Source organism: Emticicia agri, assembly GCF_004168285.1.
GTDB lineage: Bacteria > Bacteroidota > Bacteroidia > Cytophagales > Spirosomataceae > Emticicia > Emticicia agri.
Genome location: NZ_SEWF01000009.1, coordinates 20756 through 37773, shown reverse-complemented (window position 1 = coordinate 37773; position 17018 = coordinate 20756). Strand labels below are relative to the sequence as shown.

General features: G+C 38.0%; 12 protein-coding genes. 10 read left to right on the top strand and 2 right to left on the bottom strand.

Annotated elements, in window-relative coordinates; translation table 11 throughout:
• The first annotated feature begins 2 nt into the window (after positions 1-2).
• Positions 3-932 (top strand): NAD-dependent epimerase/dehydratase family protein, encoded by a 930-nt coding sequence (locus tag EWM59_RS07855; protein WP_130020407.1) that lies wholly within the window; start codon positions 3-5, stop codon positions 930-932.
• Between the two features lie 141 nt (positions 933-1073).
• On the opposite strand, the gene EWM59_RS07850 is transcribed toward EWM59_RS07855, so the two are convergent.
• Positions 1074-1304, bottom strand: coding sequence for a hypothetical protein (locus EWM59_RS07850; RefSeq protein ID WP_130020406.1), 231 nt, complete (start codon positions 1302-1304; stop codon positions 1074-1076).
• A 339-nt stretch (positions 1305-1643) separates the two neighbouring features.
• Here EWM59_RS07850 and EWM59_RS07845 point away from each other — a divergent pair, with 339 nt between their 5' ends.
• The 5 genes from EWM59_RS07845 to EWM59_RS07825 all read left to right on the top strand — a co-directional run bounded on the left by EWM59_RS07845 (position 1644) and on the right by EWM59_RS07825 (position 12224).
• Complete coding sequence (locus tag EWM59_RS07845) at positions 1644-1976, top strand: PadR family transcriptional regulator (protein WP_130020405.1); 333 nt, start codon at positions 1644-1646, stop codon at positions 1974-1976.
• A 72-nt stretch (positions 1977-2048) separates the two neighbouring features.
• Positions 2049-4445 (top strand): ABC transporter permease, encoded by a 2397-nt coding sequence (locus tag EWM59_RS07840; RefSeq protein WP_130020404.1) that lies wholly within the window; start codon positions 2049-2051, stop codon positions 4443-4445.
• A 194-nt stretch (positions 4446-4639) separates the two neighbouring features.
• Positions 4640-7015 carry an ABC transporter permease gene (locus EWM59_RS07835; protein WP_130020403.1) on the top strand — a complete coding sequence of 792 codons (2376 nt, stop codon included), beginning with the start codon at positions 4640-4642 and terminating at the stop codon, positions 7013-7015.
• 194 nt (positions 7016-7209) lie between these two features.
• Positions 7210-9594 (top strand): ABC transporter permease, encoded by a 2385-nt coding sequence (locus EWM59_RS07830; RefSeq protein WP_130020402.1) that lies wholly within the window; start codon positions 7210-7212, stop codon positions 9592-9594.
• A 227-nt stretch (positions 9595-9821) separates the two neighbouring features.
• Positions 9822-12224 (top strand): ABC transporter permease, encoded by a 2403-nt coding sequence (locus EWM59_RS07825; RefSeq protein WP_130020401.1) that lies wholly within the window; start codon positions 9822-9824, stop codon positions 12222-12224.
• Positions 12225-12288: 64 nt separating this feature from the next.
• Here EWM59_RS07825 and EWM59_RS07820 read toward each other — a convergent pair whose 3' ends face one another.
• On the bottom strand, positions 12289-13590 hold the full coding sequence (locus EWM59_RS07820) for a helix-turn-helix domain-containing protein (protein ID WP_130020400.1): 1302 nt from the start codon (positions 13588-13590) through the stop codon (positions 12289-12291).
• 182 nt (positions 13591-13772) lie between these two features.
• Here EWM59_RS07820 and EWM59_RS07815 point away from each other — a divergent pair, with 182 nt between their 5' ends.
• From EWM59_RS07815 to EWM59_RS07800, 4 genes are all read left to right on the top strand, one after another.
• Positions 13773-14402 (top strand): ABC transporter ATP-binding protein, encoded by a 630-nt coding sequence (locus EWM59_RS07815; RefSeq protein WP_130020399.1) that lies wholly within the window; start codon positions 13773-13775, stop codon positions 14400-14402.
• A 53-nt stretch (positions 14403-14455) separates the two neighbouring features.
• A complete protein-coding gene (locus tag EWM59_RS07810) occupies positions 14456-15691 on the top strand; it encodes an ABC transporter permease (RefSeq protein ID WP_130020398.1) in 1236 nt (411 codons plus the stop codon).
• A gap of 102 nt (positions 15692-15793) precedes the next feature.
• On the top strand, positions 15794-16249 hold the full coding sequence (locus EWM59_RS07805) for a DUF3299 domain-containing protein (protein WP_130020397.1): 456 nt from the start codon (positions 15794-15796) through the stop codon (positions 16247-16249).
• A gap of 186 nt (positions 16250-16435) precedes the next feature.
• Positions 16436-16978 carry a hypothetical protein gene (locus tag EWM59_RS07800; RefSeq protein ID WP_130020396.1) on the top strand — a complete coding sequence of 181 codons (543 nt, stop codon included), beginning with the start codon at positions 16436-16438 and terminating at the stop codon, positions 16976-16978.
• Positions 16979-17018: the final 40 nt, after the last annotated feature.

Sequence of the window (17018 nt, the reverse complement as noted above, 5' to 3'; positions counted from 1 at the left end):
TCATGCAAACGATACTTGGAGCCAATGGTGCTATTGGCGTTGAACTCGCAAAAAACCTGATAAATTATACCAATGACATTCGTCTGGTAAGTAGAAATCCAAAAAAAATCAATGAAACTGATACACTTTTTCCGGCCGATTTAACCAATCGGGAAGAAGTTTTCAAAGCCATCAAAGGGTCAACCATTGTTTATCTTACCGTTGGGTTTGAGTACAGATTAAGTGTCTGGCAAAAACAGTGGCCTGCGCTGATGCAGAACGTAATTGATGCCTGTATTGAGAACAAAAGCAAGTTGGTATTTTTTGACAATGTGTACATGATAGGCGGAGATAATGTCAAACATATTACCGAAGAATCACCTTTCAGCCCGACTAGTAAAAAAGGAGAAATCAGAGCCACTCTCGATAAAATGCTATTAGATGCCATTAAGGAGAGAAAACTACAAGCCATCATTGCCCGTGCTGCTGATTTTTATGGAGCAGTAAAAGACAGAAGCATACTGATGGAACTGGTACACAAAAATATGGCAGAAGGCAAAAAAGCACAATGGTTCTTCAATGCCAAAGTAAAACATTCGTTTACTTATATTCCTGATGCAGGCAAAGCCACTGCCATGTTGGGTAATACTCCTGAAGCGTATAATCAAATCTGGAATCTGCCAACGCATCAGGATTCTCTGACAGGTGAAGAATGGATACAGTTATTCGCCAAAGAGATGGGTAAAAGCGAAAAATATCAGCTATTTCCGGCTTTTATGGTAAAACTGGCAGGGTTCTTTGTCCCTTTTCTGAAAGAAATCTACGAAATGCGTTATCAGTACGATAGAACTTATTTTTTTGATAGCAGTAAGTTCGAAAAGTATTTTAATTTTAAACCTACTACTTATCAGCAAGGCATAAAAGAGATATTAAGTAATTATTCAGTGAGGTAAAGTCGGGCTAACTCCTTCTGTTCTGTGCGATGAATGCCCTGAAAAAGATTATCGCACCAGACAGAATAATACCATAGAGTATCAGAACAATCTGTTCTGTAACTACATAGGATATTGCGGCTATCAGTATTCCGCCAAACATCATGATTGCCCCTGCCAATAAACCCAAAGGGGCATCTTTTTCTCTTTTCTTAGGGTTTCAGTCTGAAAAAACGCAAAATCATCTCTAAATTTTTCAGCAAACTCTTCCATTTCTTCAGCATTGCCTCCTGCCTCGGCAATCATCGTTTTTACTTCTGCCTGCCCTCCCCCATTTACATAGATTTGAAAAGCCCTTTGTTGCAAAAAACGAATATCTCTTTTAGTAATCATAATTTTTGTTCAGGTAAAAAACTGATGCCGAAATGCTAACCTTACAGCAATAAGCAATCGTACCACAATTAATCTGAATTGCAAAATTCGCAAATAAAATTCATAGCAAATTGACAGCTCAAATACTCAAAAACCTGTACGGTATCGGACAAGACAACTGTACGATATCGGACACGTAAAAACCTGAAAATCATTAAAACAAGTCGGTTTTTATGCGTTTTGTGGCTTGGCATATCATTTGTTCAACCTATGCTGACGTGAATCTTGTTTAAATTTGTTTCTTTCCTCCCACATCACTTATTTCGTCAATTATTTAAACCAGATTCATCATAAACTCTTATGCGAAGAACCTATTTAGGGGAATTTGAAGAAATTGTTTTATTGACAGTTGCCATCTTAGGCAATAATGCTTACGGGGTAGCTATCACTGAAGAAATTGAACAACAAACCGGCAGGTTACTAAGTATCAGTGCAGTACACGCAGCCTTGCATCGTTTAGAAGAAAAAAGTATGTTGAGTTCCTACATGGGCGATGCTACTGCTGAACGAGGCGGGCGACGCAAGCGTTTGTTTTCGGTAACCGCTTTAGGGAATCGGACCCTTGATGAGATTCGCCTTTTACGCAACCGGATGTGGGATTCGATTCCACCCCAAGCTGCTATCAGTATTTAAAGTCATGAATTGATTAGCCAATACATAAATACCTTTATAACCCAAACTAAGTCCTTTATCCCACTCAGAATTATGATACGCAATTACTTTACAATCGCCTTTAGAAACCTTTTCAAAAACCGGGTTTCTTCCCTCATCAATATTGGTGGTCTTGCTGTGGGTATGGCTGTAGCCGTACTAATGTTGCTTTGGGTTCAGAATGAACTAAGTTTTGATACTTTTCACGAAAAATCTGACAGAATCAGGCAAATCATCACGCATAACAAAGTAAATAAAGAAGAAACCTGGCACTGGTCAACTACACCTATGCTTCTGGCCGAACAACTAAATCAACTTCCCGAAATAGAGAAAGTTACACGCACAGTAAGCCCATTCTGGAACGGAGCTTCGATGAAAATAGGTGATAAACTATCTATTGAAAAGAAAGTAGCCTGTGTAGATAACAACTGGTTTGAGGTATTTGATTACCCATTGGTGGACGGTAATTTTAGTGAGTTCGTAAAAAATCCCAGAAGTTTAGCAATTACCGAGTCAAAAGCGCTACAATTGTTTGGCGAAGCCAACGTAAGTGGCCGGATTATCAGAATTGATACTTTAGATTATATGGTCAGGGCTGTTTATAAAGACACTCCTACCAATTCAAGTTTTCAGTTTGACTTTCTGTTGCCAATGGCCGCACATCTTTCAAACCCCAAAACCTTTGAAAATGACAGTAACTGGGGTAATTTCAATTACCAGACTTTTATTCTCGTAAAATCAAACACTAATCTCTCAAAATTAGACCAGAAAGTAACACTAATACTGCAATTGGCCCGCAGAGACGAAAAAACAGGCGAAATTAATGAGGACATTACCCTTGAAACCGAGTCTATTGCCGCAATACATACAGATGGGATTCAGCGCTCTAATGATACCCCAAGAGGTGATGCCCGAACTACCTATATCTTCCTGGTTTTAGCCTTTGTTATTTTAGTTACGGCTTGCATTAATTATGTAAATCTGGCTACAGCACGGGCAAGCCTACGAGCAAAAGAAGTAAGCGTAAAAAAGATTATCGGAGCAGAGTACTCGCAATTGTTTATTCAGTTTATGGTCGAGTCAGTGCTGATGTGTTTGTTAGCCTTGGGTATTGCCGTATGCCTGGCCTACGGTTTACTGCCGGTTTTCAATGATTTAGCCGATAAAAACTTTACCCTGAGCCTGACAAATGCTACGCTTTGGCAGGTATTGTCGGGTACAACGTTATTAGCTATTCTGCTAACCGGAATTTACCCTGCTATACTGCTTTCTTCTTTTCAACCAATCAGGGCTTTAAGAGGCTTGAATATCCTGAAATCAAACAATAGTTCTTTTCGTAAAACATTGGTAGTTGTGCAATTTGTGGTTTCTTCAGTTTTCCTGATTGCGACCTTAGTGGTTTTTCAGCAGATAAAATTTATCAGAAACATTAATCTGGGTTATGAAAAAGCCAATATGTTTGAATTTACGATTCCCTGGAATATTAAATCTAAAGTAGATATTAATACGATCAAAAGTCGTCTGTTAACTGAATCAAGTATAGAAGCCATTACCAATGCCAGTCAGAATATTGTTGATATTGGTAGCACACATAGTGGTAGTCTGGATTGGGATGGCCGTCCCGAAGATTTCCACCCGACTGTTGCACAATTGTCGGTTGAGCACAATTACCAGAAAGTTTTTGATTTAAAAATGACAGGTGGTCGCTGGTTTGAAGAAAATAATATTGCCGATAAGAATAATGTAGTACTCAATGAGGCCGCCGTTAAAAAATTCGGTATCAAAAAACCGTTGGGTCAGCGCTTTGATTTTCATGGGAGAAAAGGCGTTATTGTGGGTATCGTTCGAGATTTTCACTTTAAGAGCCTGCATGAGAAAATAGGCCCGCTTGTTCTTTTTAATGATGATGGCTGGCGCAGTGGCGTATATATAAAACCTGTAAAGGGCAAAGAAAAAGAAGCTGTCAGAGCCGCTGAAAAACTATGGATAGAAGTTATGCCAAGCCGCCCTTTAGAATACCATTTCTTAAATGAAACCTACGATAGACTTTATAAGAGCGAACAGCGTACCGCAACTTTGTTTAATGCCTTTGCTGTGGTTGCTATTTTTGTTTCATGTCTCGGTTTATTTGGTTTGGCAGCTTTTGCCGCAGAACAACGGACCAAAGAAATTGGCATTCGCAAAGTGTTAGGAGCTTCGGTAACCAGCATTACAGTCTTGCTTTCAGGCGATTTTCTGAAACTGGTAGGTATTGCTTTTATTGTAGCTATCCCACTCTCCTACTATTTAATGGAAAAATGGCTACAGGATTTTGCCTATCATATCAGCATCGAATGGTGGTTCTATGCCATCATTGGGGTACTAATTATAGCAGTAGCCCTTGCTACTGTAGGCTTCCAGTCAATTAAAGCCGCATTGACCAATCCGGTAAAATCGCTAAAAGCGGAATAGTTGCAAAAAGGAACAAGTAGAAAGGAACAAGGAAATACATATTCCTTTCTACGTGTTTTGTTAACAGATAAAATCTGGTAAAGTCTTTAAAAGCAGAGAAAGGAACACGAAGAATGGAGTAAGTAGGAGTAATTAACAATTTCAATTCTGTTTTCCTTGTTCCGTTCTCCTTGTTCCATTAACCAAAACCATTTATGCTCAGCAACTACTTTAAAATCGCATTCAGAAGTCTTTTAAAAAACAGATTATACAGCACTCTCAATATATTCGGTTTGAGTGTAGGACTTGCAGTATCTTTAATTATTGCCTTTTGGGTAAATAACCAATTGAAGTTTAATACCTATAACCGAAGTTATGAACAAATCGGGCTTCTATGGAAAAACCTGCTATATAACGGCAATATCAATACTACTGAGTCAAACCCTATCCCGTTGGCGGAGGCATTGCGGTCTGAATACGGGCAATATTTTGATGAAGTGGTAGTTTCTTCCTTTGGAGGCGAACAATCCATCCGGTACAAAGAAACCTCTGTTATTAAAAGAGGATATTTTATGCAGAAAGGTGGGAACAATATTCTTGACTTACAGATAGTAAAAGGTTCTCCTACATTTCCGCTCGACCCTACTTCGGTCATTATCAGTCAGAAAACAGCTTCTGCCCTGTTTGGCACAGAAAACCCCATTAATCAAATAGTCAATTTCAATAATAAAGGTAATCTGAAAGTGGTAGGTGTTTATAAAAACTTCCCTGAAAACTCTACTTTCAGAAATGTTGACTTTTATGCTGACTTTGAAGCCTTCGCTACTATGGAAGAATGGGTAAGAAATTCAAAATCTCTATGGTCTGAAAATTCTTTCCCGATTTATGTAAAATTAGCCCCGAATACTGATTTTACTACTGTATCTAATACAATAGCCAAAGTTTTACAACCACGTATCAACGACCAATCAAAGCCTGAAATATTTATTCACCCAATGTCAGACTGGAATCTTTATCCCAGTTTTGAAAATGGCAAACCAGTTGGTTCGGGGCTTACCAACTTAATTATATTTGCCACCATCGGAATTTTTATTCTGCTATTGGGCATTATCAATTTTGTCAATTTAGTAACGGCACGTGCCTCTATTAAAGCCAAAGAAATAGGTGTCAGAAAAGCCATTGGGTCAACCCGTAAAGGCATTCTTCAAATGGTTTATGCCGAGGTTGCCCTACTGGTAGTTATTTCGGGTATTGTGGGACTAATTCTAACCTGGTTCTTTATAACCTGGTTAAATAGTCTGACATCTGTCAAGATTAACCCCAACCTTACCGACCAGTTCTTTTTGTTAAAATTTATTGTTGTGCTAATTGTTATCACATTATTGGCTGGTATATATCCTGCATTATACTTGTCTTCATTCAGCCCAATAAAAATATTAAAAGGCTTAACTATTGGCTCAGGTAAGGAAATTTTCCTGCGGAAATCGCTGGTCGTATTTCAGTTTACCATTTCTATAGTAATGCTTGTGGCCATGATGGTAGTAAGCCGACAACTTAAATATGGTATGAACCGTCCGTTAGGTTATGATAAAAACCGCCTGATTCAAATTCAGAAAAATACACCCGGATTAAGAGGGCATTTCTGGGCTATGCGAGAGCAACTATTAGCCTCAGGGGCAGTAGAAGAAATGGCTGAAATGAATACACCTCTGGCCGAAAACTGGCATAATCAATCTGGCATCAGTTGGCGTGGTAAACCGCAGAATAGTTCTGAAAGTTTTGGTGAAGTAATTGTTACCCCGGAATTTGGGAAAACGGTAAACTGGAAAATCATAGAAGGCAGAGATTTCAGCCGGAAGTTTAAAACTGATACGGCGGCTGTCATTCTGAATAAATCTGCAGCTAAACTTATTGGCTTCAAAAACCCACTTACAGAATCCATAGAATATAGTAACAATAAATATGCAATTGTAGGTATTGCTGAAGACATCATTTTTGACTCTCCTTACGACAATGCCAAACCCACCGTATTTTTTATGCGCTTGGCCAATGCACCTTTTATTACTTTAAAACTATCCAAGGACTTATCGTCCAATGAAGCTGTAAACCGGATTGAGAAAGTGATAAAAAGCTTCGACCCCGAAGCAAAACTCAATATCAAATTTGCTGATTATGAATTGGAATTAAAATTCTGGCGTGAAAAGAGAGCCTTAGAAATGATAAGCATTTTCACTTCGGTTGCTCTATTTATTTGTTGCTTGGGGTTATTCGGGCTGGCTACATTTACCGCCGAGCGCAGAACCAAAGAAATTGGCATCAGAAAGGTATTAGGGGCTTCGGTTATAGGAATCACAGGTTTATTATCAAAAGATTTTCTGAAATTAGTATTCATTGCCTTGCTGATTGCTACACCTTTCTCCTACTATTTTATGAATAACTGGCTGAAAGGATTTGTGTATCGTACCGAACTCGACTGGTGGATATTTGCCATAGCAGGAGTTCTGTCTATACTCGTTGCTTTTTTAACCGTAAGTTACCAGAGTATAAGAGCGGCATTAATGAATCCGGTGAAATCTTTAAAAACGGAATAAAGGAAGAATGGAAAAAGGAGCAAGTAGCAATAAATTACAATTCAAATCTATTTCCGTGCTCCTTTTAATTTGTTCCATTAATCAATACAGAATAAAGGGAGAAAGGAAAACGAAGAACGGAAAAAGCAGAAAAAAATTATCCTCGCTTTCGCTTTCCGTGTTCCTTTATCCTTGTTCCATTAACCAACAATATTATGATAAGCAATTACTTTAAAATCGCATTCAGAAACCTTTTGAAATACAAAGGGTATTCCTTTATTAACATCTTTGGATTAGCTACCGGAATGGCTGTGGCTATCCTGATTGGTCTCTGGATTTATGATGAATTGTCGTACGACAAATACCATCAGAACTACGACCGTATTGCACAGGTAATGCAAAACCAGACCTATAACGGGCAGGTGGCCACGCATACCTCTATGCCGCATAAAATGGCAGAAGAAATACGGAACAATTATGGCAGTGATTTTAAATATGTGCTGCAATCCTCATGGACGTCAAGCCATATTCTGTCAGTAGGTGAAAAGAAGTTTTCAAAGAGTGGTAATTTCTTTGAACCACAGGTAACAGAAATGCTTTCTCTGAAAATGCTGAAAGGCACACGGGCGGCTTTGAATGAGCCAAACTCAATTATTCTGTCAGAGTCTTATGCCAAAGCCTTTTTTGGTAATGCCGACCCTATGGATAAAATAATGAGACTAGATAATAAAACCGATGTAAAAGTTACAGGTGTGTACGAAGACCTCCCCTATAACTCCAGTTTCAGAGAAATGTATTATATACTTCCCTGGCAATTATATTTGAGTACCAATCCCTGGATTAAAAATATGGACGACCCCTGGGATAGCAATTTTACACAAGCCTTTGCCCAGATTGGCGACAATGCCGATATGGAAGCGGTTTCGAAGAAAATTGTTAATGTAAAGCTGAATAAAGTACAACAGGATGACAGAAGATACAATCCGCAGGTTTTCTTACATCCTTTATCGAAATGGCATTTATTTCCTGAATTTAAAGATGGTAAAAATATTGGTGGCCGTGTAGAGTTTGTCTGGCTTTTTGGCATAATTGGCATATTTGTATTGCTTTTAGCCTGTATCAATTTCATGAACCTGAGTACTGCACGCAGTGAAAAAAGAGCCAAAGAAGTCGGTATCCGAAAATCAATCGGGTCAGTTCGCAGTCAACTGATTGTGCAGTTTTTTAGCGAGTCTTTGTTGGTAGTGGCTTTGGCTTTTATATTTTCCTTGGTCTTCGTACAAGTGGCATTACCCTACTTCAACGAACTGGCAGATAAAAAAATGACTATCCTCTGGACAAATCCCATATTCTGGATAGTCAGCATTGCCTTTAGTATCATTACTGGGCTCATCGCCGGAAGCTACCCTGCCTTATATTTATCATCATTTCAACCAGTGAAAGTGCTGAAAGGCACATTTCGGGTTGGCCGATTTGCCTCAGTTCCCCGTAAAGTATTGGTTGTACTGCAATTTACGGTTTCGGTAACCTTAATTATCGGAACAATCATTGTCTTCCGGCAGATACAATATGCCAAAGACCGCCCGATAGGCTACAACAGAAACGGACTGATTAATATTTTTATGATGACTTCTGACCTTCATAAACATTTTGATGTGGTAAGAAATGAATTAATCAATTCGGGTGCCATTATAGAAATGACTGAATCGGGTAGTCCGACCACACAGGTATGGAATACCAATGGTGGATTTAACTGGGAGGGCAAAGACCCCGGGTTAGCGGTTGACTTCCCCAATAATGGAGTTTCTCATGGGTATGGCAAAACAATCAACTGGGAGATTGTGTCTGGTCGTGATTTTTCAAAAGAATTTGCTACAGATTCTACTGCATTTGTAGTAAATGAATCAGCTGTTAAGTTTATTGGTTTCAAAGACCCTATTGGTAAAATTATCAAGTGGAATGACAAACCCTATACCATTATAGGTGTCATTAAAGACATGGTAGTGCAATCTCCGTATGCGCCTACCAGAGGTTCTTTATACCATCTTTCTAAGGATTCTGAAAATGTGATGATTCTGAAACTGAATCCGAATAAAAGTTCAAGAGAATCTATCAGTAAAATTGAGGCCATTTTCAAAAAATATGACCCTGCCTCTCCTTTTGAATACAAATTTGTAGATGAAGAGTATGCACAGAAATTCGGTGATGAAGAGCGGGTTGGAAAACTGGCCACATTTTTTGCTATTCTTGCCGTTTTTATCTCCTGCCTGGGCTTATTTGGTTTAGCTTCTTTTGTAGCCGAACAAAGAACCAAAGAAATTGGGGTGAGAAAAGTATTGGGTGCCTCAGTGATGAATCTATGGCAATTGCTTTCAAAAGACTTTGTAATATTGGTGCTTATTTCTTGTTTTATTTCTATTCCGATAGCCTATTTTTATCTTAATGGCTGGCTACAACGCTACGAATACCGAACAGGTATTTCATGGTGGGTTTTCATCGTATCGGTTGCAGGTGCCTTACTCATTACATTGCTAACGGTTAGCTTTCAGGCCATTAAAGCAGCTACGGCCAACCCGGTAAAATCATTAAAAACAGAATAAACAAGAGGTGAGTTTAGTGAAATGGATTAAGAAAAAGATAACAAAAATATATAATATAAAGCGTTCCATATAATTCAAAGGCAGATATGACAAATCTGCCCTTTTTTTGTAAAAATTTTGTCACACTCGTAATTATTTCGTGTCTTATAGCTATCTCTTATTTCTATTTAGGGAAAACATCTTTTAATAATCACAAAATAAATTCCCCTTTAGGGGTCAGGGGCAATATGATAAGCAATTACTTTAAAATCGCATTCAGAAACCTTTTAAAACACAAAGGGTATTCTTTTATTAACATTTTTGGATTGGCCACCGGTATGAGTGTGGCTATACTCATTGGTCTTTGGATATATGACGAATTATCTTTCGATAAATATCATAAGAACTATGCGCGTGTGGCACAGGTCATGCAACACCAGACAGCAAACGGGCAAGTCTGGTCGCAGAACTCAATCCCTTTTCCGTTAGCCAAAGAACTACGAACAAATTATGGCAGTAATTTTAAATATTTAGCCAATTCGTCGTGGGTAGGAGAACATATTCTGACAATGGGTGAAACAAAATTATCCAAGACCGGAGTATATATGGATGTTGATGCCCCCAAGATATTTTCATTAGAAATGCTTAAAGGCTCTCACGACGGACTAAAAGAACCAAACTCAATTTTGCTGGCCGAATCAACCGCCCTGGCTTTTTTTGGCAATACAAATCCTTTGAATAAAACCCTTAAAATAGATAGCAAATTAGACGTAAAAGTAACAGGTGTATTTAAGGATTTACCCTATAATACTCGTTTTAAAAATATCACTTTTATTGCTCCCTGGGACTTATACGTGAGTTCTGAAGACTGGATCAAAAGAGCCCGTGATGAAAGTCAATGGGGCAATAACTCTTTTCAGTTGTTTGCACAGATTGCAGATAATACCGATTTTGCCTCGGTTGATAAAAGTATTCTGCATGCCAAACTTAACCGAGTTCCAGCCGATGAGAAGAAATTTAACGCAGAGATATTTCTAAATCCAATGGCAGACTGGCATCTGCGCTCTAACTGGGAAAATGGCGTTAAATCAGGAGGGTTAATAGAGTATGTCTGGTTATTTGGTATTGTAGGTGTTTTTGTTCTGCTTTTAGCTTGCATCAATTTCATGAACCTGAGTACGGCACGCTCGGAGAAAAGAGCGAAAGAAGTGGGTATCCGAAAAGCCATAGGGTCACTACGTTCGCAGTTAATCAGTCAATTCTTTAGTGAATCACTATTGATTGTATTCTTTGCTTTTCTTGTATCCCTGCTATTAGTACTGGTAAGCATACCCTGGTTCAATACCATTGCCGATAAGAGAATTGGCATTCTATGGGACAATCCTTTTTTCTGGCTTACCAGTATCGGATTTATATTAATTACAGGACTTGTTGCCGGAAGTTACCCTGCACTTTATTTATCGTCTTTCCAACCAGTAAAAGTATTAAAAGGAACTTTTAAGGTCGGACGCTTTGCTTCTATTCCCCGCAAGGTTCTGGTAGTCATACAATTTACAGTTTCGATTACATTAATTATTGGAACCATTATTATTTATTCACAGATACAGTTCACCAAAAATCGCCCAATCGGATACAACAGAAGTGGTTTGATGATGATTCAAAAGAAATCACCTGATTTTTATGGCAAATTTGAAGTACTTCAAAGAGAATTAAAGAATTCAGGTGCTGTTGTAGAAATGGCAGAATCTTCAAGTCCATTAACAGGAGTGTGGTCAAATAATGGTGGTTTTGACTGGGAGGGTAAAGATCCGAATCTTACGCCAGATTTTGCTACAATCTGGGTTACACATGATTTTGGCAAAACAGTTGGCTGGCAATTTAAAGAAGGACGTGATTTATCGAGAAGTTTTTCTACTGATTCTTCCTCAATAGTCGTGAATGAATCTGCCATTAAATTTATGGGTATCAAAGATCCCATTGGAAAAATGGTTAAATGGGGAAGCGATGAAAAAGCTCCAAGTTATAAAATTATTGGTATCATAAAGGATATGATAATGGAATCACCATTTGAGCCCGTTAAGCAAACGATTTATTTTCTGAGCGACGAAAATTCCAGCTGGATAAATCTTAAATTAAACCCCAATAAAAGTGCCAGTGAGGCAATTGCTACTATTGAAAAAGTATTCAAAAAAATTGTCCCATCTGCACCGTTTGATTACAAATTTGCTGACCAGGAGTTTGCCGCCAAATTTGCTACTGAAGAGAGAATCGGAACATTAGCCGCTGTTTTTGCTTCATTAGCTGTCTTTATTTCATGCCTTGGCTTATTTGGTTTAGCTTCTTTTGTAGCCGAACAAAGAACCAAAGAAATCGGGGTAAGAAAAGTATTAGGTGCCTCAGTAATGAATCTCTGGCAATTGCTCTCAAAAGATTTTGTGGTACTTGTGCTTATTTCATGTTTTATTTCTATTCCGATAGCCTATTTTTATCTCAATGGCTGGCTACAGCGCTACGAATACCGCACCGGTATTTCATGGTGGGTTTTTATTGTATCAGTAGCAGGTGCTTTACTTATTACTTTATTAACAGTCAGTTTTCAAGCCATTAAAGCAGCTACTACTAATCCTGTGAAGTCTTTGAAAACTGAATAAATCGGAGCAAAAAGATACACCCCTAGCCCCTAAAGGGGAACTTTAAAAAGCTTTTAATTCCCCTTTAGGGGTTAGGGGTGTGTTTTTTCTGATATTCTTTCGGACTTATACCAAAGTACTTCTTAAAAACTTTGGTAAAGTAGGCCGGGTCTGAAAAACCCACAGTATAGGCTACTTCTGAAATATTTTTTCCTTCTGCCCGTAATAGCAAGGCGGCGGCTTCCATTTTCAGGGTAGTAATAAAAGTATTAGGCGTAATGTCAAGCTCTTCCTTGAAAGTTCGCTGTAACTGCCGCAGGCTGAGACCTAATTCAGTGGCTAAATCGGTGGGAGTAATATCATTATCCAATTGTTGAATAACATATTGTCTGGCGTTTTTAACAAAAGTTTTTTCTGAATTGAAATCCTGTGCTTTTCGTCTATCAGGTTCTGTAAAAATTAAGGCTAATTTTCGGTCAACCTCATCGGATTTAGGATGAATCTGGCGCAGTTTGTTGTTAATGATGGATAAGTAAACGATAACAGGAATTAAAAACAGAACGATTATTACTGACAGTATCCACCAATAATGGCCATAAGTTTCGTTAAGTTTTTTCCACCATGAGGCATGGCCCACCAAGACAGTTTTTGTCCATTTATCGGGGTAACCGAAATCAGTATTTCCGGTTATACTTTCATAACTATAATCAGGAATCGGGTCGCTTTCAGGCAATGGTTTTATATCCAGAAACCTATCTGCATCATTAAAACATATATCCATTTTAAAAAACTCGCCTTCAACAGGCACTATTCCCAACGATGCCCAAGGTAACCGAAATTCGATGACGTATTCACTGTCGTTGTCATTAATGTTATTCAGGCTCCCTTCTTTGGTTGTTTTTGCCTCAATCACAAAGTTGGTCGTAATAGTATCTTTAGGCACTAAGGCCTCCTCTATCTGTACCAGAAACCTGTCTCCTCCCCTGAATACCGTCATATTCCCGTTCAAATCAATGATAATCTGATAATCAGAACCATCCATTCTGTTCCGGCTATTATTTTTAGCATCAATATAGAGTTCAATCCCATCATTAAAGGTCAGTCTGGGACTTCCGTTTTTATCTAAAGCCAAGTCTGTCAGATGCTTATCAGAAACCCTGAATAATCCATATAAATTTTGTTCATCATAGCCCAAGACATATTTTACATGATTGACTGAGGGCATATTGGTAGCCTTTGAAGTAAAAGCATTCGCTTTTTCCATATTCCAATCGCTTGGCAGGCCATCAATGGTAGGTGCATTATTCAGATAATGAATGAGGAGTTGTGCTTGTACAGATAAAGCAAGCAGCAGAAAAAGCATGGAAAGTAATGGCGCTTTTTTCAATGGTAAGCAGTAAATTAGGCTTAGGAAATTACTTGCAAGTAAATTATTTTTTCATAAAATCTTTCTAAATTTTTCTGAAAACCCATGAGCTTTGTAGTTTTGAGTTAAATTTATATAAACGCCACAAGAAACATTTGTGCAATATGGTTGCAAATATGTATCTTTGAACAAAAATACCCTAAATGCTTACTGTCTCCAACCTCAGATTTGCTTACAATAACCATAAAAAATTCAGTTTTCCGTCTTTTTCATGCGCAGAGGGTGATGCCTTGCTGATACTCGGAAACTCAGGCAGTGGCAAAACCACCCTGTTACATATTCTGGCATTACTTCTTCAACCTGAAAGCGGTTCAATTCAGATAAATAAACAAGAGTTTGTGGGTCTTACGCCAAGAGAAACTGCCAAAATGCGTGCCAGACATTTAGGCATTATTTATCAGAAATCTCATTTTGTAAGTTCTCTGACAGTCTTAGACAATCTGATTTTAGCCAATTATTTAGCAGATAAAGAATTATCTAAACAAAGGGCTTCTCAACTGGCTGAAAGTCTGGGTTTTCATGAATTATTAGAGAAAAAAACTACGCTCCTGAGCGGTGGAGAACAACAGAGAGTGAGCATAGCAAGGGCATTGATGAATAATCCGGAGGTAATTCTGGCAGATGAACCTACCTCAAATCTGGATGATGAAAACTGTGAAAAAGTAATAAATCTACTGGAAAACCAGGCAAAAAATATTGGTGCTTCGCTGGTGATAGTTACACACGACCAACGCCTGAAAGACAAATTCAGCCATAAAATTATATTAAGCTAAGTTTGTAGCTACCCAAACCGAACCCTGTACTAAATACTGAAAATAAAAAACCGATGCTTCTAAAAATCAGTTGGAAAAATATATTAGACAAAAAACTCAATAGTTTTTTATGTGTCTTGCTTATGACCCTGGGTATTGCTATAATATCTTTATTACTGCTTTTAGGCAAGCAATTACAGGACAAGTTTACCAAAAATATCAGTGGAATTGATATGGTAGTGGGTGCCAAAGGCAGCCCGTTACAATTAATTTTATCCAGTGTTTATCAGATTGATAATCCGACAGGCAATGTATATCTGAGTGATGTGCAGGAAATTGCACAGAATCCGCTTGTAAAAGAAATGATTCCATTGTCAATGGGAGATAATTATCAGGGTTATCGGATAGTAGGTACCAACAAAAAATATTTCGAACATTTCAAGGTAAAAGTTACCTCAGGCGCCATGTTTAAAAATGACTTGGATGTGGTGCTGGGGGCGCAGGTAGCTTTGAATACAGGCTTAAAGGCAGGCGATACGTTTTCGAGTTCTCATGGATTAGATGCAGCCGGAGAGGTACATGGAGACACAAAATATAAAGTTGTGGGTATTTTAGCATTTAACAACTCGGTGATTGATAACCTGATTTTAACAAGCCTCAATAGTGTCTGGAATATTCATGAACATAAAGAAGAGGCACATACAGAAGAAGAAGAGGCACATACAGAAGAAGAAGATGCACATGCAGAAGAAGCAGATATGAGTAAGCGTGAAATTACAAGTGCGCTCATAAAATTCCGCTCACCAATGGGCCTGATGAGTATGCCCCGCAACATTAACCAGAACTCAAAATTACAGGCCGCTTTACCTTCAATTGAGGTCAACCGTTTGTTTGAATTATTAGGAATCGGCATTGATGGACTGCAAATACTGGCGGCTGTAATTATGCTTATTTCAGGTATCAGCGTATTCGTTTCACTTTATAATTCTCTGAAAGAACGCAAATATGAAATGGCATTAATGCTTTCGATGGGTGCAAGCCGAACTCGTTTGTTTCTCATGTTGTTATTAGAGGGCATATTATTAGCTTTATTCGGGTTTATAGCAGGCGTAATAGTAAGTAGGGTTGGCATCATTCTTATATCAAACCAGCTCAATAAAAGATTTCATTTTGATGTAAATCAGATGAGTTTACAGACGGGAGAAATCTATCTTTTTATAGGCGCATTAGCTATTGGAATTTTAGCCGCAGCACTGCCATCGATTAATATTTACAGGCTGAATATTTCAAGAACACTTGCTGAAGAATAATTTATCTTGTAATTTTATACAATATTTTCAAACACGATGTGTTTAAACGACGATAACATCTATAAACTAAACGTTCCTTTTCTTTGAAAGGGGTATGAAAAAATGAAAAAACTATCAAAATACTTCATCATCAATCTTGCCTTTTTAGGTGCCATATCTTTCGGTTTTGTAGAAGAACCCACGAAAATAACATGGGAAACTTTACGTGATGTTACTTTCAAAAAGAAATGGAGTGCAGAAGAATCAATGTTCATTCTCTACCCTACTTTCGGCCCTAAAGTTGCCGGCTTACAAGGGAAAGATGTTGTTCTGACAGGATACATGATTCCGGTAGATGTAGATGCTAATATGTATGTTCTTTCGGCTAACCCGTATAGCTCATGCTTCTTCTGTGGTCAGGCTGGCCCCGAATCAGTTGTGCAGGTAAAATTCAAGAAAACAACCAAACGTTTCAATACCGACGACAGAATAACTGTAAAAGGAACTTTGAAACTTAATGCCGACGATATTAACGAGCTGAATTATATTTTATCTAATGCTGATTTAGTTCAACAATAATTTTGTTACAAAAATCTTTTTTTGCGTCTGAAAATAAATTCAGGCGCTTTTTTATTGAAGTTGCTTAGGATTTTAATTATCGTTAAAAATCCTAAGCAACTTCATTGAATAAATAGAGGACTTTATTCGTTAGAAAGTCATTATATTTGTCTGAGTATCCTTTCCCAATCGCATAAAATTTAACGCATGAAAAAATTACTATTTTTGGTTATTCCTGTACTTATTCTATCATCAATTTCCAATGCACAAGCGCAATATGATTACAATTGGGCTGTGGGTTTCAGGGTTGGAGAACCAGTAGGGTTTAACCTGAGAAAATATTTTCAGAATGGTGATAGAGCTTTTGATGTAAACATTGGTACGTATGGCTTATTGTATAACAATGACCGCAGGTATAACAATGGGGAATACAAAACTGTAGGATTGATGATTCAGGGTATTTATTTATTTCATCACTCTCTTTTCGGTAAAGATTGGGGCCATGTCTATTATGGTTTCGGAGGTCAGGTTAATTCAAGAAAGCATTTTCCTGATGCCTGGCGGAATGAAAGTATTAAATCGGTAAGTAAAATTTCTTTGGGGCCTACCGGAACAGCCGGGATAGAATTTAAGTTACCCAATAATCTCGCTTTTTTTCTCGATGGCGGAGTTTACCTCGAAGCACTCCCCTCCCCTTTCTTCTTAAACGGGCAGGTAAGTGGCGGCATAAGAATTAATTTGGTAAAATAATACCGTCAAAAAGCGATAGATTGATAAAAAGTCGCATATT